This is a genomic window from Micropruina sp., from assembly GCF_047607385.1.
Lineage (GTDB): Bacteria > Actinomycetota > Actinomycetes > Propionibacteriales > Propionibacteriaceae > Micropruina.
In genome coordinates, this window is sequence record NZ_JASGDE010000198.1 from 13,083 (window position 1) to 30,815 (window position 17,733).

Sequence of the window (17,733 nt, forward strand, 5' to 3'; positions counted from 1 at the left end):
TCAGGCGGCAACCCGCGGGCGCACCGACAGGTGTGCCACCACGTCACGGTCGTCGTATTTGTCGCTCACCCGGCGCAGCACCGACGACAACGGCACACCCAACGCGCCGCAGATGGCGTTCAGCAACTCGCTCGAAGGCTCCTTCTGGCCACGCTCGATCTCGGAGAGATAGCCCAGGCTGACCCGTGCCGCCGACGACACCTCGCGCAGCGTGCGCCGGTCGGCGTTGCGCAATTCACGCAACGACTCACCCAGCAACTCACGCATCAACTGCGGCCGGTCGGCCTCGGCGGCGATCATGCCCACGACTCTACCCATCCATAACTCTCGACGACGTCTTGGCTCAACACGCGTCGCGCAGGATATGTTCCCCGCAGCACCGGCACCGCCGCCGTCCAGATCGAGAGGCGTCCCACCCGGTCAGTCGTCTTCGGGATCGAGCAGATCCCGCAACATCTCCAAAGCGGCGGCCACCGTCTGCTCGCGCACCGGCCCCCGGTCGCCTTCGAACTCGAACCGCAAGGCCACCGGTGTGGACCGGATAGTGCCCACGGTCGGACCCACCACCGCGACCCAGACCACGCCGGGAGGCTGCCCCTCCTGCGGCGCCGGACCGGCCACCCCGGAGGCGGCCAGGGCATAATCGGCGCCGGTCAGCCGCTGCACGCCCATCACCATCTCGACCGCGGTCTGCTCCGAGATCACCCCGTAGGACTTCAGCACCGACGGGTCCACTCCCCCGATCCGGGCCTTCTGCTCGGTCGCGTAGACCACCACCCCGCCCAGGTAGTAACGGGAGGCCCCGGGCACCGCGGTGATCGTCGCCCCCAGCAATCCACCGGTCAGCGACTCGGAGGTGGCCAGGGTGAGATCCCGTTCGGCCAGCGTGTGGCCGACGATCTCGGCGAGCGAGCGCTGGGTCATCTATTTCTCCTGTCCGGCCAGTCCGCCGCGGCGCAGCGCAATAGCCTCCCGGATGTAGTCGAGAACCGTGACCAGGGTGACCAGGACGGCAGCCGCCATCACGATCCACGCCGTCCACTGCAGCCACACCGGCATCAACGGCAGGCCAGGCAGGAACAGCAGCAGCGCGACGCTCTGCAGCACCGTCTTCAGCTTGCCGCCGGCATTGGCCGCCATCACCCCGTACTTCAGCATCGCCACCCGCATCCAGGTGATGCCCCACTCCCGGATCAGCACCAGCGCGGTGATCCACCAGGGCAGCTCGCCGACGATGCTCAACCCGACGAACGCCATGCCGGTGAGCGCCTTGTCGGCGATCGAATCCCAAAGCTTGCCGAAGTCGGTGATCAGGTTGTAGCGGCGGGCGATCCGGCCGTCGATGGCGTCGGTGGCGATGGCCACGGCGAAGACGGCGGTGGAGCCGAGCCGCCAGCCCAGGTCCTCCGGATGGCTGAGCAGCAGCCAGGCGAACACCGGCACCAACACCAGACGCAGAACGGTGAGCGCATTGGCGGCGTTCAGCCGGCTCGGTTGGCTGCTCATGATGCCTCGGGTGCGATCGGGTGGACGCCATCGGCGGCGGTGGCGGTGTCTCCCAGGCTACCCATCGAGAACCCGGTGCGGCCCGGTTTCGACGCAGTCGATCGCGCTCCGCAAGTCAGGTCCTCGCGTGCCCGACCCAGCCTCGATAGATGCACGCGCGCGGTCACGCGCAGCAATCTATCTCAGCTGGCTGTGCGCCGGACGAGCCGGGCCGGCCGCTGTCGCGCCGAGGACGATCCGGGAGCGCCGCGGCGTCCCGTCCCACCGATGGAGTGGTCCGAACGGAACCCGTCCCCGACGACCGCGGGCGGGGCTGTCCTGATGGACCCGGGGCTCGAGCTGTCCGAACGGAATCCGTCCCCGGGGACCGCGGACCGGGCCCAACCCTCGCGGTGGGTCGGCGAGAACCGTCCCCAACGGTCGAAAATCAACCGTCCAGAACCGTCCCCGACCAGCGAGAACCGTCCCCAACCGTCGAAAATCAACCGTCCAGAACCGTCCCCGACCAGCGAGAACCGTCCCCGGTGACCGACGAACCCTCAGGGGCTCAGCCCTCGCGGAGGTTGACCAGCACCTCGTCCAGGTCGTCGGGCTTGACCAACACTTCGCGGGGCTTGGAGCCCTCGGAAGGACCGACCACGCCGCGGGTCTCCAGGATGTCCATCAGGCGTCCGGCCTTGGCGAAGCCGACCCGCAGCTTGCGCTGCAGCATCGAGGTGGAACCGAGCTGCAGGTTGACCACCAGGGTGGCTGCTTCGAGCACCAGTTCCAGGTCGTCGCCGATGTCCTCGGCGACCTTGGTGGCCGACTCGGCGGGCGCCGACACGTCGTCACGGTACTGCGGCTGCAGCTGCTGGGTGACGTGCTTGGCGACCTGCCGGATCTCGGCCTCGGTGACCCAGGCGCCCTGCACCCGGATCGCCTTGGACGCCCCCATCGGCAGGAACAGCCCGTCGCCCTGGCCGACCAGCTTCTCCGCACCCGGCGAGTCCAGGATGACCCGGGAGTCGGTCATGGACGCCGTCGCGAACGCCAGCCGGGAGGGCACGTTGGCCTTGATCAGGCCGGTGACCACGTCGGTGGAGGGACGCTGGGTGGCCAGCACCAGGTGGATGCCGGCGGCCCGGGCCAGCTGGGTGATCCGGACGATGGAGTCCTCGACGTCGCGGGGGGCCACCATCATCAGGTCGGCCAGCTCGTCGACGATCACCAGCAGGTACGGGTAGGGCGCCAGCACCCGCTCGGAGCCCGGCGGCAGCTTCACCGCACCGGCCCGGACCGCCTTGTTGAAGTCGTCGACGTGCCGGAAGCCGAAGGCGGCCAGGTCGTCGTAGCGGGTGTCCATCTCGCGGCACACCCACTGCAGTGCCTCGGCGGCCTTCTTCGGGCTGGTGATGATCGGCGTGACCAGGTGCGGGATGCCCTCGTAGTGGGTGAGCTCCACCCGCTTGGGGTCGACCAGCAGCAACTGCACCTCGTCCGGAGTGGCCCGCATCATGATCGAGGTGATCAGCGAGTTCACGAAGCTGGACTTGCCCGAGCCGGTGGCGCCGGCGACCAGCAGGTGCGGCATCTTGGCCATGTTGGCGACCAGGTAGCCGCCCTCGACATCCTTGCCCAGACCGACGGTCATCGGGTGATGGTCGTTGCGGGCGATCGGGCTGCGCAGCACGTCGCCCAGCGACACGATCTCCTTGTCGGCGTTGGGAATCTCGATGCCGATCGCGGACTTGCCGGGGATCGGCGACAGGATCCGGACGTCGGCCGAGGCGACCGCATAGGCGATGTTCTTGCCCAGCGCGGTGACCTTCTCGACCTTCACGCCAGGGCCGAGCTCGACCTCGTAGCGGGTCACCGTCGGGCCGCGCATGTAGCCGGTGACGGTGGCGTCGATGTCGAACTGCCGCAGCACCTCGGTGAGCCGTCCCACCACCGCGTCGGACGCCTGGGTGCGCGCCTTCGGCACCGAGCCGGCTTTCAGCACCATCGGCTCGGGCAGCACATACTGGACGTCGCCGCTGAGCTGCAGTTGCTCGGCGACCGCACTCTGGTGGCTGTGCTCCGGTGCCGGGATCTCCGCCGGCTCGGCGTGCGGTGCGGCCGGCGCCTTGCCCGCGGTGACCGGGGCCGCCGGAGCGGGTTCCGGCTCGTCGTCGGGCCACAGGTCGATCTCGGCCGGCTCGACGTCGCCGACCAGCGGGGTGTCGTAGGCCTCGTCGACGCCGTACTTGAGTTCCGGTGCGGGCGGCTCGGGCTTGCTGGGCAGCTTCGCCTTGAACTCGGCGAACCGGGTGGCCAGCTCGTGCAGCGGGATGCCGACGATCACCAGCACGCCGAACAGCAGCAGCAGGATCAGCAGCGGCACCGCGACCCAGACGGTGACCAGGTCGGCGACGATGGTGGAGGCGATGAAGCCGAGCGCGCCGCCCGCCTCGCGGACCGCTTCGGCGTTCGGGAAGCGCGGCATGCCCTTGGAGATGTGGATCAGACCGAGCAGGCCGAGCAGCGCGCTGGTCCAGCCGACCATCTGCCGGCCGGCGGGGCCGTTGTGGTCGGGGTGCCGCAGGGTGCGCCAGGCCATCGCCAGCGCGAGCAGCGGCAGCGCGACGCTGAGCGTGCCGAACACGGTGCTGACCCCGATGTGGATCCAGCGGCCGACCGTGCCGGGGATGCCGAACCAGAACTCGGCCGCCACCAGCACGGCGAGCGCGATCAGCGCCAGCCCGGCGCCGTCGCGGCGCAGGGCCGGGTCGAGGTCGCGGGCGCTGTGTCCGATGCCGCGGACCATCGCTCCCAGGCCGCGGGCCAGGGCGTTCCAGATCGCGGCGATGCCGCGACCCAACGCCGGCAGCACGCCGGAGCGCTGCTTGGCACGGCTGTTGGAGCGCCCGCGCGAGGACGAGCGGGCCGGTGGTTTCTTGCTTCCGGACGACCGCGGTGCGGAACTGCGCGTGGCGCTGTTACGCGACCGCGATGGGGAAGACGCGCGGGTCGCCATGCCGCCACCTTAGGACATCGGCCGCGTCGCGCCCAGCTTCCACGCCGCCCGCCGCCGTTCGCTGGTCGAGCTTGTCGAGACCCGAGTCAGGGGGAACTGACCAGGGTTTCGACAAGCTCAACCGACGGTGCATGCATTGATCAGCGCTGCTCACGCGGCGGCGAGCAGCGGGCGCCCGCGCAGCAGGCCGATCACCTGCTCGTGCAGCCCGCGGTCCCAGAGCGCGTCCACGTGGGTGAGCCGGTTGACGGTGTGGCTGGCCGCGAACGGCAGCCGGGCGCAGGCGTCCGCCACCACCACGTCGCCCTCGCCGTCGCGCAGCGCCGGGCTGAGCAGCGCCAGCCGGTCGAGCACCCCGAGCACCTCGGACAGCCCGCGGGTACCGGCCAGCCGAGCCGATGCCGAGGCCCGGCCACCGGGATCGGCCGGACCGAGCAGCTCGCAGATCCGGCGCAGGTCGGCGCTGACCCCGCCGAAGGTGTGCCAACAGGCGTCACCGGGGCGCGGGGCGTCCGGCCAGCGCCCGCAGGGTCGGGCTGCCGGGAGCCAGTTCCGCGACCGCGGCGGAGGCCGAGAAGGAGCAGAGCGCGGCCAACACCGCCGGACGCAGCCCCAGCGACGCCACCGCAGCTTGCAGCCGACGGGCGGTCCGGTCGACGCCGACGGCCAGGCCGGCCAGCCCGGAGCCGGCGTGCGGGGTGTGCAGGGTGACCACCTGACGTACCCGGTCGAGCATGCGGTGCAGGCCCGGCCGGGTGGCGGCCCGGTCTAGCAGCAGTCGGGCGAGCAGCCCGCCGCGGCTGTGCGCCACGATCACCAGCGGCAACCGGCGCAGCCGCGGGTCGTGGCTGAGCGGACCGGCGGCGATCGCGAGCAACTGTTCCAGGTTGGGGGCGAGCAACCCGTCCGGCGCCGTCTGCTCGTAGCTCAGCGTGCTGAAACCCGAAGCCAGCAGCGCTTCGCGCCAACTCCGGCGACCGGCCGGCGGAGTGGCCATGCTGGCCAGACCACCCCGGAAGCCGTGCAGCAGCAGCACCAGCGGGACGTCCGGCTGCAGCGGGCCGTCCAGATGCGCCCAGCTGCCGTCGGGCAGCCGCAGCCGCCGGGCCTGGTGGCTCCCGGTGCGGTGCATCAGCGTCGCGGTCATCGCGGATTCTCCTTCGTTGCCGAAAGGAGACCGGGCCGGGGCGGGTGATACGGCGCAGGGGCTCGACCAGCTCCAGCAGTGGGACGAAAGGAACCGTCCCCAGCGTCCCACAGGTAGTACCAGTGGGACGGCGGGGACGGTTCCTTTCGTCCCACCCAAGACCGGCGAGGGTCAGAAGTGCTGCCAGCCGGTGCTGGCGCCCTCCCAAGCCGCACCGTCCACGGTGACCGCGGGATCGCCGGCGCCGACCGTGCCGATCACCCGCCAGCCGTCGGGGACGTCGCCGGGGGCGAAGGTGGCCAGCAGGGCGTGGTCGTCGCCGCCGGTCAGGATGAAGGTCAGCGGGTCGCCTCCCCCGACGGCGGCCGCCACCACGCTCTGTGGTTCGGCGACGTCCAGCTGGGCGGTGTCCACGTCGATCGCCACCCCGGACGCCTCGGCGATGTGGCCGAGGTCGGCGAGCAGCCCGTCCGAGCAGTCGATCATCGCGGACGCCCCGGCCCGCTGGGCGACAAGGCCCTGGCCGTAGGGCGGTTCGGGCACCCGGTGGGCCACCACCACGGCGCGCGGGGAGCGGAAGCCGCGGTTCAGCACGGTCAGCCCGGCGGCCGCCCAGCCGAGGCGTCCGCACATCGCCACCACGTCGCCGGGACGAGCGCCCGACCGGGTCACCGGCGGACGTCCCTGCAGGTCGCCGAACACGGTGGCGGTGATGGTGATGTCGCGGCCCCGGGTGATGTCGCCGCCGAGCAGCAGCGCCCCGGACAGTGCGCACTCCTCGCGGACGCCGGCGTTGAACTCCGCCACCCAGGCGGTCTCGAGTTCGGCCGGGATGGTCAGCGCCAGCACCACCCCGACCGGTCGGGCCGCCATCGCCTCCAGGTCGGCGACCGCCGCCGCGACGGCCTTGCGTCCGACATCGTGCGCCGCCGACCAGGAGCGCCGGAAGTGGACGTTCTCGACCATGGTGTCGGTGGAGACCGCGACGTCGCCGTCCACCCCGAACACCGCGCAGTCGTCACCGGGGCCCACCCGCACCGCGGGGCCGGTGGGCAGTCCCGCGGTGATCGAGTCGATCAGGTCGAATTCGGAAGTGTCCCCCACCGTGCGTCCAGCCATGGAAGTTGAGCTTAGGACCTCGGCGGTGAAAGCATCCTCAGCGATGTCTCCGATCACTCGCGGCCAGGCCCTCGGCGCCGCCGCCTCGGCCTACGTACTGTGGGGATTCCTGCCGCCCTTCCTGGCCTCGCTGAAACCGGCCGGGCCGCTGGAGATCCTGTCCCACCGGATCGTCTGGTCGTTCGCGCTGGTGCTGCTGATCCTGCTCGGCCTGCGCAGCGGCTGGGGCTGGCTGCGCAGCTCGGTGTTCACCCGGCGGGCGTTCCCCGTCCTGCTCGCCGCGGCCGCACTGATCGGCACCAACTGGCTGGTCTACATCTGGGCGGTGGCCAACGACCACGTCGTCGAGGCGTCCCTGGGCTACTTCATCAATCCCCTGGTGAACGTGCTGTTCGGGGTGCTGATGTTCGGCGAGCGACCCTCCCGCGGCGCCCGGGTCGGCGGCGCCATCGTGCTGCTCGGCGTGGTGGTGATCTCGGCGGGCAGCTGGCAGGGGTTGTGGGTGTCGCTGACCCTGGCCTGCAGCTTCGGCCTCTACGGCGTGGTGAAGAAGCGCTCCCAGCTCACCGCGCTGCAGGGGTTGCTGGTGGAATCCGGGCTGTTGCTGCCGCTGGCCGTGCCCTACCTGCTCTGGCTGGGCGGCGACGGGCAGTTCGGACGGGCCTGGGCCGGCAGCGCGATGCTGGTGCTGGCCGGCGGGATCACCGCGCTGCCGCTGTGGTTCTTCGCGGTGGCCGCACCCCGGCTGCAGTTCGGGGTGCTCGGCGTGTTGCAGTACGTGTCGCCGACCATTCAGTTCCTGCTCGGCATCACCGTCTTCGGCGAGCACGTCACCCCGGTCTACTGGATGGGCCTGGTCGGAGTCTGGGTCGGTTCGGTGATCTACCTGACCATGACCATCCGCGCCCATCAGCCGCCGGAAGCACTCGAACCGACGTAGGCCCTAGTCACGCGGCGGCCGGCCCACGATCTGCCGCCCGCGGTCTCGACAAGCTCGACCAGCGAAACGTCCGGCTCAGAGCCAGCCGTTCTCCCGGGCCAGCCGGGCCGCCTCCACCTTGTTCCGGGTGCCGGTCTTGCCGATCGCGCTGGACAGGTAGTTCCGCACCGTGGCCGCCGACAGGTAGAGCCGGGCGGCGATGTCGGCGATCGTGGAGCCGTCCTCGGCGGCGACCAGCACGTCACGCTCCCGGTCGGTCAGCGGACTGGACGCCTCCCGCAGCGCGTGCCGGGCCAGGTCGGGGTCGACCACCGTGCCGCCGGCCACCACCTGCCGGATCGCGTCGGCCAGCGACTCCACCGGCCCGTCCTTGGCCAGGAAGCCGCGGGCACCCGCCGCCATGGCGCGTTGCACGTAGCCGGGCCGGGCGAAGGTGGTGAGGATCAGCACCCGGCAGTCGGGCAGTTCGCGGGCCAGGTCGGCCGCGGCGTCCAACCCGCTGCGGCCGGGCAGTTCGATGTCGAGCAGCGCCACGTCCGGACGCACCCGCAGCGCCTCGGGCAGGATCTCGGTGCCGTCGGCCACCTCGGCGACCACGGTCAGGTCGTCCTCCAGCTCCAGCAGCACGGCCAGCGCGCCGCGCATCATCGCCTGGTCCTCGGCGAGCAGGATGGTGATCGTCTCAGCCGGCATCGGGCACCCACGCGATCAGGGTGAATCCCTCGTCACCCGGCCGGACGTCGAGTCCGCCGCCGGCCGCCTGCAACCGGCGGCGCAGCCCGGCCAACCCGCCGAGTCCGTCCGCGCGCTCGCCGAGGTGGCCGACCCCGTCGTCGGCGATGGTCAGCCGGGCGGCTCCGTCGGAGCGGACCAGGGCGATCCGGCACCGACTGGCTCCGGAATGGCGCAACACGTTGGTCACTCCTTCGCGTAGTGCCCAGGCCAGCGGCTCGCCGAGCTGGGCTCCAATGCCGCTCTGCGGAGCTTCGGTGACGGCGATGCCCGCCGCGGTCAGGGCTTCCCGGGCGGCGGCCAGCTCGTCGGCCAGGTTCGGGGCGGCGGCGTCGTGGACGACCTCGCGGACCCGGGTCAGCGCGCTGCGTCCGACGGATTCGATGTCGGCGGCGTGCCCGGCGGCGGCGTCCGGGTCGGCGGCGATCAGCCGACGCACCGCGGCAGCCTTGACCACGATCACCGACAGGGTGTGGCCGAGCAGGTCGTGCAGGTCGCGGGCCACCCGTTCGCGCTCCTGGGCGACGGCGGCGGCGGCCAGCTGCTCACGGGTGCGGCGCAGCTCGCGGTTGGCGATCAGCAGCCGGTTCAGCACCGCCGCGGTGGTCCCGCTCAACGCCACCACGAACACCCTGGTCAGCGCCTGTTCCAGGACCGGGTCGAAGCGGTACTGCAGGGCGGCGGCGACCAGCGCGGTGACCGGGATCGCGACCCAGGCCGCCCGCACTCCGAGCGCCAGCCCGGCCACCATGGCGACCAGCAGCCAGGCGGGCGCCCAGCCGTTCCAGAGCAGCGAACCGGCGGTAACGCTGAGCCCGAGCAGCGTCCAGGACGCCACCGAGGCTCCGCTGGGTTCGGGCCAGCTGGTCAGCGCTCCGGCCACCGCGCCCGCCGCGGCCAGCAGCACCAGGGCGACGCCGCCCAGCCAGACCGGTGCCGAGCGCAGGTTGAGCAGTGGCGCCAGCAGCAGCACCGGCACCCAGATCAGCACTGCCGCGTTGCGCGGCAGTGCCGGATCCGTAGTCCTCATGGGTTCACGGTACGAGGTCGATCTGCCTGCGCCGCCGACCGCCGTCACCGCCGGGACCGGACGCCGACCGCGATGATCACCACACCGACCAGGGTGTGCAGGCTGACCAGCGCCCACATCGCCGCGGTGCTGGTGGCCATCGCCGCGCCGACGTAGGAGGCGGCCAGGACGACGCCGGCGGCGACGGTCCAGATGGTCACCGCCTTGGCGGTGAAGCGCTCCAGCAGGCGCAGCGCGAGCAGCCCGACCAGGCCGGCCCCGAAGGCGGCGAGTCCGACGTCCAGGGCGCCGATCTGCTTGATCGTGCCGCCGCCCAGGTCGGCGGCCAGGTCGAGCCCGCCGAGCGGGACCAGGGTGGTCCACAGCACCAGCGCACAGATCGCGGCGGCGCAGGCTCCGACCAGCTCGGTGGTCCAGGCGGCCCGGTTCGAGCGGGTCCTGGTGGTGCCGCGGGTAGCGGTGTCGGTGGCGTTCATCGGAATCTCCTTCGTGGTGGAAGCCGGGGTTTCCGACCTGGTTCCACGCTAGGGAGCGCACCTCTGCGGTTTCAGGGTGGGGTGTCACCGATCGAATAGGACAGATGTCACATCAGCCGGACATTCCCGCCGTCGGCGACCAGCACCTGTCGAGCACGTATCAGCGTCCAACTCCGCTCGTACTGCCCGCCGCAGGGTTGGCACGTTCCCTTGTGGCAAGTAACCTTGCGAAATGGAGTCGGAACCGCTCTGAGGTGAACCACATGACTCGACGCTCCATTGAAGACATCAAGGCTCGTGCCGACGAGTTCGCCGACGCCTTCGAGAACTACGACCCGAAGCCCGGCGACCAGGACGCGCTCCTCCCTCCGGCGATGGCGGTCAAGCTCGCCGCCTGGCGACGCGACGCCGCCGAGAAGGAACTGGCCGAAGCGGTGCGCGCGGCGCGTGAGCAGCGGCTGTCCTGGCGCGAGGTCGGCGAGGCGATCGGCACCAGCGGCGAAGCCGCCCGCCAGCGTTACAGCGCCTCAGCCTGACCAGAGGTTCGATGCAGGTCAGCGCAGCCCGACCGGGCGCTCCAGGGCCTGCTCGATCAGGTCGGTGATCAGGGCGGTGTAGTCCATCCCGGAGGCGGCCCAGAGCGCCGGGAACATCGAGATGTGGGTGAAGCCGGGCATGGTGTTGATCTCGTTGACCAGCACATGGCCGTCCGCGGCCAGGAACAGGTCCACCCGGGCCAGCCCCTCGGCGCCCATCGCCTCGAAGGTGCGGGCGGCCACGTCCGCGGCCCGCTCGCGCAGTTCGTCGTCCATCGCCGTCGGCACCATCAGGATGGCGTCGTCGTCGGAGACGTACTTGGCCTCGAAGTCGTAGAAGGCGCCGTCGGTGCGCATCACGATCTCGCCGGGCAACGACACCCGGGGCGCTCCCCCACGTCCGCCGAGGACGGCGAACTCGACCTCGCGGGCACCCAGCACGCCCTCTTCGACCACCAGCTTCGGGTCGAACTTCTGCGCGAACAGCACGGCCTGCTCGAGCTCGTCGACGGCGTCCACCTTGGTGATCCCGACGCTGGACCCGCCCCGGGCCGGCTTCACGAAGACCGGGAAGCCGAGCTTGGCGATCCGGGCCAGCGACTCCTCGCGCTGCTGGCTCCACTGCCGCGCGGTGACGGTGACGAACCGGCAACCCGGCAGCCCGGACGCCGCCAGCGTCCGCTTCATCAGGTCCTTGTCCATGCCGTTGGCGCTGGCCGCGACCCCCGAGCCGACGTACTTCACGCCGAGCATCTCGAACATGCCCTGGATGGTGCCGTCCTCGCCGAACGGGCCGTGCAGCAGGGTGAACGCCACGTCGAACGGCCGGACGTCGGCGAGCCGGTCGCCGTCGATGGTGGCGATCCGGGCCGAGCCGTCGCCGGCGCCGGGCAGCAACACCGCGGTGGGCCGGGACTCGTCCAGCCGGGGCAGCTCGTCGCCCTGCTTGCGCAACGCCCGCAGTTCGTCGGCGGGCACCTGCACCCAGCGTCCGGACGGGGTGATCCCGATCCCGACCACCTCGAACCGGTCGGCGTCGATGGCCCGGCTGACCCCGCCGGCGGTCAGGCAGGACACGTCGTGCTCGGAGCTGGCGCCGCCGAAGACGATTCCCACCCGGATGCGCTGAGCCATGCTTCCTCCTGCGTTCGCGGTCACCGGAAAACCCTAATGGACCGCCGCCCTGCAGCCCCGCCGGACGCTCGGGCCGGGCGGCCCTATCACCGACCGCCGGGCGGGGAGACGGGACGCCCCCGGCGTCCCAGTGCCGTGGCCAGCAACGTTCGGCCGGGCGAGCGGCGTCCGGTCGGATGCCTGGCGAGGCCGACGAGGGAGTCATACCGGGTCGTCTGGTGCCCGAGGAGAACGCAGCGAGGCGCCGATCCCGGGCGCCGCACAGCGGGTGAAGGTTGGTGGCCGGGGCGCTAAACCACCTCGCCGGCCCAGTCCCGCGGGATCCGCTTCCCGGCGCGCAGGTCGTAGCGCTGGTCGGGCGGGACCTCGCCGCGCAGCTCGCCGACCAGGCCGCTGACCGCGTCCATGATCCGCAGGCTGCCCTCGGCGGCCGCCGTCGGCGATTCGCTGGCCTCGGCCAGGTCGGAAAGGTCCACCGGGTCGCCGACCAGCACCTGCATGGTGGCCCGGGGCAGCAGCCGCGGCACCGACGCCCGGCGTCCGGGCATCACGGTGTGCGCGCCCCACTGGCCGATCGGCACCACCGAGACGCCGGTCTGCAGCGCCAGCCGGGCCGCGCCGGGATGCCCGGTCATCGGCCAGCCGTCCGGGTCGGCGGTGATGGTGCCCTCCGGGTAGATCACCACGCATTCGCCCCTGGCCAGGGCGTCGGCCGCGGCGGCCAGCGATTCCCGGGCGCGGACCGTCCGCCGCTCCACCGGGATTTGGCCCAGCGAGCGGGCCAGCCAGCCGATCACCGGCAGGTGCCACAGTTCGCTCTTGGCCAGGGTGCGCGGCCAGCGTCCGTGCCAGATCAGGAAGTGACCCAGCGCGACCGGGTCGAAGTTCGAGATGTGGTTGGCCACCACGATCACCGGACCGGTCCGGGGCAGCTTCTCCCCGCCTCGCCAATCCTGCTTGGTGACCACCCGGAGCACCGGGCCGACCAGCTGTGCCAACTGGCGGAACAACGGCTCGACGGGGGCACGATTCACCGCCGAAAGCGACAGTGCTGCGCGGGACATCGGACTCCTAGCGGGGGCTGGGACGCCTCACGTTACTGGGCGTCCCGCGACGGTCGCCTCGGTCGCAAGCCCTCCGTGTCCAAACTGCAACAATGCGGCGTCCACGGTTCGGACAGGGCTCGACAGGACTCGATCGGGACGCCGGACGCCCGGCGTGGTCGGCGCAGTTCGGCGGGCCGCGCCCTGGGACACCGGCAGGACGGGGTCGGCGACGGCTCGCGGCTCGGGTGGACGCACGAACCGGCCGCCGGAAGCTCCGGCGGCCGGTGGTGGCAGGTGGTTCAGCCGGCGGTGCGGGCCGGCTGGGTCCGCGGCAGGAACGACGGTCGGCGCGCCTCGAAGGCGCTGATCAGGTCCTCGTGCCGCAGGGTGAGGCCGATGTCGTCCAGGCCCTCCAGCAGCCGGTGCCGGGTGTAGTCGTCGATGTCGAAGGCGTAGCTCGCCTCGGCGGTGGTGATGGTCTTGTCGACCAGGCTCACCTCGACCTGAGCGCCCGGGTTCGCCTCGACGAAGGCCCACAGTGCCTCGACGGTCTCTTGCGGGACGGTGGCGATCAGCAGCCCGGCCTTGCCGGAGTTGGACCGGAAGATGTCACCGAACCGGGAGCCGACGACCACCTTGAAGCCGTAGTTCTGCAGCGCCCAGACGGCGTGCTCGCGGGACGATCCGGTGCCGAAGTCGGGGCCGGCGATCAGCACCGAGCCGTCGCTGTAGGCGGGGTTGTTGAGCACGAACTCCGGATCGTTGCGCCAGGCGGCGAACAGGCCGTCCTCGAAGCCGGTCCGGGTGACCCGCTTGAGGTAGACGGCCGGGATGATCTGGTCGGTGTCGACGTTGCTGCGGCGCAGCGGGACGGCTACCCCGGCGTGGGAGTCGAATTTGTCCATCGGGCTGCTCCTTACAGGTCTGCGGGGGACGACAGGGTGCCGCGCACGGCGGTGGCGGCGGCCACCGGCGGGGACACCAGGTGGGTCCGGCCGCCCTTGCCCTGGCGGCCCTCGAAGTTGCGGTTGGAGGTGGACGCGGACCGCTCGCCGGGCGCCAGCTGGTCGGGGTTCATGCCCAGGCACATCGAGCAGCCCGCCTCGCGCCACTCGGCACCGGCCTCCTTGAAGATCTGGTCCAGGCCCTCGTCCATGGCCTGCAGCCGGACCCGGGCCGAGCCGGGCACCACCAGCATCCGGACGCCGTCGGCGACCCGGCGTCCCTTGATCACCGAGGCGGCCAGCCGCAGGTCCTCGATCCGGCCGTTGGTGCAGGAGCCCAGGAAGACGGTGTCCACCCGGATGTCGCGCATCGGGGTGCCGGCCTGCAGCGCCATGTACTCCAGGGCGCGCTCGGCGGCGGACTTCTCCACCGGGTCGGTGAACTCGTCCGGGGACGGCACCGCGGCGCCCAGCGGGACGCCCTGGCCCGGGTTGGTGCCCCAGGTGACGAACGGGGTCAGCTTGTCGGCGTCGATGTCCACCTCGACGTCGAAGACCGCGTCGTCGTCGGTGTAGAGGGTCTTCCAGTATTCGACCGCGGCGTCCCAGTCGGCACCCTGCGGGGCGTGCGGGCGTCCCTTCAGGTAGGCGAAGGTGGTCTCGTCGGGCGCGACCATGCCGGCCTTGGCGCCCCACTCGATCGACATATTGCAGATCGTCATGCGGCCCTCCATGCTCATCTCGCGCATGACGTTGCCGCGGTACTCGACCACGTAGCCCTGGCCGCCGCCGGTGCCCACCTTGGCGATCAGCGCCAGCACCACGTCCTTGGGGGTGACGCCGTCGGCCAGCGTGCCGTTGATGTTCACCGCCATCGTCTTGGGACGGGCCTGGGGCAGGGTCTGGGTGGCCAGCACGTGCTCCACCTCGGAGGTGCCGATGCCGAAGGCCAGCGCACCGAAGGCGCCGTGGGTGGAGGTGTGCGAGTCGCCGCAGACCACGGTCAGGCCGGGCTGGGTGAGGCCCAGCTGCGGACCGATGATGTGCACCACGCCCTGGTCCTTGTCGCCCAGCGAGTGGATCCGGACGCCGAACTCCTTGGCGTTGTTGCGCAGGGTGTCGACCTGCAGCTTGCTGACCGGGTCGGCGATCGGGCTGAGGATGTTCAGCGTCGGGGTGTTGTGGTCCTCGGTGGCCATCGTGAGGTCGGTGCGACGCACGCTGCGACCGGCCAGCCGCAGCCCGTCGAAGGCCTGCGGCGAGGTTACCTCGTGAACCAGGTGGAGATCGATGTAGAGCAGATCCGGCTCCCCGGCGGCGCTACGGACGACGTGGTTCTCCCACACTTTGTCGCTGAGGGTCTTGCCCATCCTGCCTCCCTAATCCCGCGGTTCGTCGAACTGCGCAGGCAAGAATACGCCGCAGACACTTGCATACCATGATTCGAGACGGCAGTATCAGACTATGGACAACTCAAGTGGAGTCGGGGTACTGGACAAAGCCGCCCTCGTGCTCACTGCGCTGGAGCAGGGACCGACCACCTTGGCGGGACTGGTCACCGCCACCGGACTGGCCCGGCCCACCGCTCACCGGCTGGCCGTGGCTCTGGAACATCATCGTCTGGTCAGCCGAGATCTGCAAGGACGGTTCGTGCTCGGTCCGCGGCTGACCGAGCTGGCGTCCGCGGCCGGGGAGGACCGGCTGCTGGCCACCGCCGGCCCCGTCCTGGCCAGGCTGCGCGACATCACCGGGGAGTCCGCCCAACTGTTCCGCCGGCAGGGCGACATGCGCGTCTGCGCCGCCGCCGCGGAGCGTCCGGCAGGTTTGCGGGACACCGTCCCGGTGGGTTCGCAGCTGACCATGTCGGCCGGCTCCGCCGCCCAGGTGCTGCTGGCCTGGGAGGACCCCGAGCGGATCCAGCGCGGCCTGCTCAGCTCCACCTTCTCCGCGGTGGCGCTGGCCACCGTCCGGCGCCGCGGCTGGGCCCAGTCGGTCGGCGAGCGCGAGAACGGCGTGGCGTCGGTGTCCGCGCCGGTGCGCTCCCCGTCCGGCAAGGTGATCGCCGCGGTCAGCGTCTCCGGCCCGATCGAGCGGCTCTCCCGGCAGCCCGGACGCCTGCACGCCCCCGCTGTGATGGCCGCCGCCGAGCGGCTCAGCGAAGTGCTCCGCCGCTCCGGCGCCGAAGGCTGACCGGGGACGGTTCTCGCCGGTCGGGGACGGTTCTCGCCGGTCGGTTTTCGTTCATCGGGGACGGTTCTCAACGGTCGGGGACGGTTCTCGCTCGTTGAGTTTCACCCAACAGGGACGGGTTCTCCGCCGCCCGAGAACCCGTCCCTGAGCCTGGCGACGCCGATCGGCCCACCGAGAGTTATCCACAGATCACGAAGAAGTCGTCCTCATCGCGGCTCTCACTGCTTAGGCTCGTCCTCCGATCGAAACCGGAGGAGAACCATGCCTCGTCACGCCCGGCAGCTCGCCGAATCGGGCATATATCACGCGATGCTCCGCGGACTGAACCGCGACGCCATCTTCCTCGACGACGAGGACTACGCGCGGTTCCTGCACGCACTGACGCTCGCCAGGGACGCGTCGGGTTCCGCGGTGCTCGCCTACTGCTTGATGCCGAACCACGTTCACCTCGTGGTTCGCACAGCCCGTGAGCCGATCGGCACCACCATGAAACGACTGGGCGTCAGCTACGCGAGTTGGTTCAACCACAAGTACGAACGGGTTGGGCATCTGTTCCAGGACCGCTTCAGAAGCCGTCCTGTGGAAAACGATGAGTACTTCGTCACACTGCTTCGATACGTGTGGAACAACCCGGTTGCGGCCGGGCTCAGCCAACGTGCGGAAGAGTACCGGTGGAGCAGCCGCCGGCTTCTGGGGCGTCGGACGCAGCTGGTCGACGCCGAGGAACTCGCGCGACTACTGCCCGATGGAGCGACCAGCGACCTGTCGGAAAACCCTGCCACTCCCCCGTCCGATCCTTTCCAAGAGGGCCGGCAACGATGCACGCAGGACGCTGTCGACCAACTTCTTCGCAGCGTCTGCGGAGCGGAAAGCCCGGACGAGTTCCTCGATTTCGCGGCGTCAACCCGTCGCCGCGCCGTCGGCGAACTCAGGACGCGAGGCATCAGCTACGCGCAGATCGCGCGGGCCACCGGGATGAGCATCTACGGCGTCAAGCGACTGCACGCGACGTCAGCCGGCTGAGACAGCGCTGGCTTCGAAGGAACCACCTGGTGGCATCCGACCGCTCACAGCGGCCCAGAACCGTCCCCAACCGAGCGAAACTCAACCACCGAGAACCGTCCCCAACCGTTGAGAACCGTCCCCGAGGGTCAGGCGGCGGCCTTGGGCGAGAAGATGTGGACCTTGGCGCCGATCGGGGTGTTCTTGAAGATCCAGGTCGCGTCGCTGAGTTTGCCGATGTTCACGCAGCCGTGGCTGGAGGAGGCATAACCCACGCTGCGGAATCCCGAGGAATAGTGCACGTACATGTCGGGGTAGAACATCGTGCTGTAGGGCATGGCACCGGAACCGTAGTTCTCCGAGGCGGGATTGACCTGCTTGTCGTAGACCTTCCAGGTGCCGTTCGCGGTCGGGAAATTGCGCCAGATATGGGTCTTGGCGTGCTGCGCGTAACCACCGAGGCGAACCTTGAAGGTCTTCACCACTTTGCCGTTGCGCAGCCAGGTGAGCTTGCGGTGGGCCTGGTCGACGCACAGCACGACGCCCTTGGTGTAGCAGGTCTTGGGCAACTCGCTGGACACCGACGGGGCCTTGGTGGCGAGCGCCAGCCAGGTGCTCTTGCCGACCCAGCCGTCGGCGTCCAGCCCGCGGGAGCGCTGGTAATTCAGGATCGCGTTCGCCCCGGCCACGCTGACGTAGCGGGACTTGCCCCACGGGTAGAAGCCGGCCTTCTTGAGCTCGCTCTGCAGCAGCGTCACGCAGTTGCCGGACGACCCGGCGCGCAGCGTCTTGGGCAGGCAGGCCTTGTACTGCTTGCGCATCTTGGCGCTCAGGTGCGCCAGCGGATCGGGCGGCGGGGTCGGGGTCTGCGAGGCGGACGGGGTGGCCGAGGGCGCCGACGGCTGCGGCGACTCCGCGCTCGGTGCGACGGAC

Annotated in this window: 19 protein-coding genes; 4 read left to right on the plus strand and 15 right to left on the minus strand. The window is 70.8% G+C overall.

The window, feature by feature from the left end:
• From QM582_RS17135 to QM582_RS17165, 7 genes are all read right to left on the minus strand, one after another.
• Window positions 1–300, minus strand: a complete 300-nt coding sequence (locus QM582_RS17135; protein WP_415086434.1) for a helix-turn-helix domain-containing protein — start codon at window positions 298–300, stop codon at window positions 1–3.
• 120 nt (window positions 301–420) lie between these two features.
• On the minus strand, window positions 421–924 hold the full coding sequence (locus tag QM582_RS17140; RefSeq protein ID WP_415086436.1) for a CinA family protein: 504 nt from the start codon (window positions 922–924) through the stop codon (window positions 421–423).
• Window positions 925–1,506, minus strand: a complete 582-nt coding sequence (locus QM582_RS17145) for a CDP-alcohol phosphatidyltransferase family protein (protein ID WP_415086438.1) — start codon at window positions 1,504–1,506, stop codon at window positions 925–927. It abuts the gene before it with no gap.
• A 547-nt stretch (window positions 1,507–2,053) separates the two neighbouring features.
• Window positions 2,054–4,504, minus strand: coding sequence for a DNA translocase FtsK (locus QM582_RS17150; protein WP_415086439.1), 2,451 nt, complete (start codon window positions 4,502–4,504; stop codon window positions 2,054–2,056).
• Between the two features lie 150 nt (window positions 4,505–4,654).
• Entirely contained in the window at window positions 4,655–4,858 is a 204-nt protein-coding gene (locus tag QM582_RS17155; RefSeq protein WP_415086440.1) for a hypothetical protein, read from the minus strand.
• A gap of 139 nt (window positions 4,859–4,997) precedes the next feature.
• Window positions 4,998–5,651, minus strand: coding sequence for a hypothetical protein (locus QM582_RS17160; RefSeq protein WP_415086442.1), 654 nt, complete (start codon window positions 5,649–5,651; stop codon window positions 4,998–5,000).
• Between the two features lie 171 nt (window positions 5,652–5,822).
• Window positions 5,823–6,770, minus strand: coding sequence for a thiamine-phosphate kinase (locus QM582_RS17165; protein WP_415086444.1), 948 nt, complete (start codon window positions 6,768–6,770; stop codon window positions 5,823–5,825).
• A 43-nt stretch (window positions 6,771–6,813) separates the two neighbouring features.
• On the opposite strand from QM582_RS17165, the gene rarD reads away from it, so the two are divergent.
• On the plus strand, window positions 6,814–7,710 hold the full coding sequence (gene rarD, locus QM582_RS17170; protein ID WP_415086445.1) for an EamA family transporter RarD: 897 nt from the start codon (window positions 6,814–6,816) through the stop codon (window positions 7,708–7,710).
• Window positions 7,711–7,785: 75 nt separating this feature from the next.
• On the opposite strand, the gene QM582_RS17175 is transcribed toward rarD, so the two are convergent.
• The 3 genes from QM582_RS17175 to QM582_RS17185 are packed head-to-tail and all read right to left on the minus strand — an operon-like array spanning window position 7,786 to window position 9,948.
• Window positions 7,786–8,403, minus strand: a complete 618-nt coding sequence (locus tag QM582_RS17175; protein ID WP_415086452.1) for a response regulator — start codon at window positions 8,401–8,403, stop codon at window positions 7,786–7,788.
• A complete protein-coding gene (locus tag QM582_RS17180) occupies window positions 8,393–9,472 on the minus strand; it encodes a sensor histidine kinase (protein ID WP_415086454.1) in 1,080 nt (359 codons plus the stop codon). The genes QM582_RS17175 and QM582_RS17180 overlap by 11 nt, the downstream gene beginning before the upstream one ends.
• A 44-nt stretch (window positions 9,473–9,516) precedes the next feature.
• Entirely contained in the window at window positions 9,517–9,948 is a 432-nt protein-coding gene (locus QM582_RS17185) for a DUF6069 family protein (protein ID WP_415086456.1), read from the minus strand.
• A gap of 263 nt (window positions 9,949–10,211) precedes the next feature.
• Here QM582_RS17185 and QM582_RS17190 point away from each other — a divergent pair, with 263 nt between their 5' ends.
• Window positions 10,212–10,484 (plus strand): hypothetical protein, encoded by a 273-nt coding sequence (locus QM582_RS17190; protein WP_415086458.1) that lies wholly within the window; start codon window positions 10,212–10,214, stop codon window positions 10,482–10,484.
• A gap of 18 nt (window positions 10,485–10,502) precedes the next feature.
• Here QM582_RS17190 and QM582_RS17195 read toward each other — a convergent pair whose 3' ends face one another.
• The 4 genes from QM582_RS17195 to leuC form a co-directional block, all read right to left on the minus strand.
• Window positions 10,503–11,618 carry a D-alanine--D-alanine ligase family protein gene (locus QM582_RS17195; RefSeq protein WP_415086460.1) on the minus strand — a complete coding sequence of 372 codons (1,116 nt, stop codon included), beginning with the start codon at window positions 11,616–11,618 and terminating at the stop codon, window positions 10,503–10,505.
• A gap of 290 nt (window positions 11,619–11,908) precedes the next feature.
• A complete protein-coding gene (locus QM582_RS17200) occupies window positions 11,909–12,682 on the minus strand; it encodes a lysophospholipid acyltransferase family protein (RefSeq protein ID WP_415086461.1) in 774 nt (257 codons plus the stop codon).
• A 281-nt stretch (window positions 12,683–12,963) separates the two neighbouring features.
• Complete coding sequence (leuD, locus tag QM582_RS17205) at window positions 12,964–13,569, minus strand: 3-isopropylmalate dehydratase small subunit (protein WP_415086463.1); 606 nt, start codon at window positions 13,567–13,569, stop codon at window positions 12,964–12,966.
• Window positions 13,570–13,580: 11 nt separating this feature from the next.
• A complete protein-coding gene (leuC, locus tag QM582_RS17210) occupies window positions 13,581–14,978 on the minus strand; it encodes a 3-isopropylmalate dehydratase large subunit (RefSeq protein WP_415086464.1) in 1,398 nt (465 codons plus the stop codon).
• Between the two features lie 94 nt (window positions 14,979–15,072).
• On the opposite strand from leuC, the gene QM582_RS17215 reads away from it, so the two are divergent.
• Both QM582_RS17215 and QM582_RS17220 read left to right on the plus strand, forming a co-directional pair.
• The gene (locus QM582_RS17215) at window positions 15,073–15,798 is read left to right on the plus strand and encodes an IclR family transcriptional regulator (protein ID WP_415086466.1); all 726 of its coding nucleotides are present in this window, start codon (window positions 15,073–15,075) and stop codon (window positions 15,796–15,798) included.
• A gap of 261 nt (window positions 15,799–16,059) precedes the next feature.
• On the plus strand, window positions 16,060–16,821 hold the full coding sequence (locus QM582_RS17220; protein WP_415086468.1) for a transposase: 762 nt from the start codon (window positions 16,060–16,062) through the stop codon (window positions 16,819–16,821).
• Window positions 16,822–16,949: 128 nt separating this feature from the next.
• On the opposite strand, the gene QM582_RS17225 is transcribed toward QM582_RS17220, so the two are convergent.
• Window positions 16,950–17,733: L,D-transpeptidase family protein (locus tag QM582_RS17225; protein WP_415086470.1), on the minus strand; the 784-nt coding region annotated here is incomplete at its 5' end.

What these genes read in the sequence shown, in the direction of transcription:
- QM582_RS17135 (WP_415086434.1), bottom strand. Translation starts at nt 300, where the DNA reads ATGATCGCCGCCGAGGCCGACCGGCCGCAGTTGATGCGTGAGTTGCTG.
- QM582_RS17140 (WP_415086436.1), bottom strand. Translation starts at nt 924, where the DNA reads ATGACCCAGCGCTCGCTCGCCGAGATCGTCGGCCACACGCTGGCCGAA.
- QM582_RS17145 (WP_415086438.1), bottom strand. Translation starts at nt 1,506, where the DNA reads ATGAGCAGCCAACCGAGCCGGCTGAACGCCGCCAATGCGCTCACCGTT.
- QM582_RS17150 (WP_415086439.1), bottom strand. Translation starts at nt 4,504, where the DNA reads ATGGCGACCCGCGCGTCTTCCCCATCGCGGTCGCGTAACAGCGCCACG.
- QM582_RS17160 (WP_415086442.1), bottom strand. Translation starts at nt 5,651, where the DNA reads ATGACCGCGACGCTGATGCACCGCACCGGGAGCCACCAGGCCCGGCGG.
- QM582_RS17165 (WP_415086444.1), bottom strand. Translation starts at nt 6,770, where the DNA reads ATGGCTGGACGCACGGTGGGGGACACTTCCGAATTCGACCTGATCGAC.
- rarD (WP_415086445.1), top strand. Translation starts at nt 6,814, where the DNA reads ATGTCTCCGATCACTCGCGGCCAGGCCCTCGGCGCCGCCGCCTCGGCC.
- QM582_RS17175 (WP_415086452.1), bottom strand. Translation starts at nt 8,403, where the DNA reads ATGCCGGCTGAGACGATCACCATCCTGCTCGCCGAGGACCAGGCGATG.
- QM582_RS17180 (WP_415086454.1), bottom strand. Translation starts at nt 9,472, where the DNA reads ATGAGGACTACGGATCCGGCACTGCCGCGCAACGCGGCAGTGCTGATC.
- QM582_RS17185 (WP_415086456.1), bottom strand. Translation starts at nt 9,948, where the DNA reads ATGAACGCCACCGACACCGCTACCCGCGGCACCACCAGGACCCGCTCG.
- QM582_RS17190 (WP_415086458.1), top strand. Translation starts at nt 10,212, where the DNA reads ATGACTCGACGCTCCATTGAAGACATCAAGGCTCGTGCCGACGAGTTC.
- QM582_RS17195 (WP_415086460.1), bottom strand. Translation starts at nt 11,618, where the DNA reads ATGGCTCAGCGCATCCGGGTGGGAATCGTCTTCGGCGGCGCCAGCTCC.
- QM582_RS17200 (WP_415086461.1), bottom strand. Translation starts at nt 12,682, where the DNA reads ATGTCCCGCGCAGCACTGTCGCTTTCGGCGGTGAATCGTGCCCCCGTC.
- leuD (WP_415086463.1), bottom strand. Translation starts at nt 13,569, where the DNA reads ATGGACAAATTCGACTCCCACGCCGGGGTAGCCGTCCCGCTGCGCCGC.
- leuC (WP_415086464.1), bottom strand. Translation starts at nt 14,978, where the DNA reads ATGGGCAAGACCCTCAGCGACAAAGTGTGGGAGAACCACGTCGTCCGT.
- QM582_RS17215 (WP_415086466.1), top strand. Translation starts at nt 15,073, where the DNA reads ATGGACAACTCAAGTGGAGTCGGGGTACTGGACAAAGCCGCCCTCGTG.
- QM582_RS17220 (WP_415086468.1), top strand. Translation starts at nt 16,060, where the DNA reads ATGCCTCGTCACGCCCGGCAGCTCGCCGAATCGGGCATATATCACGCG.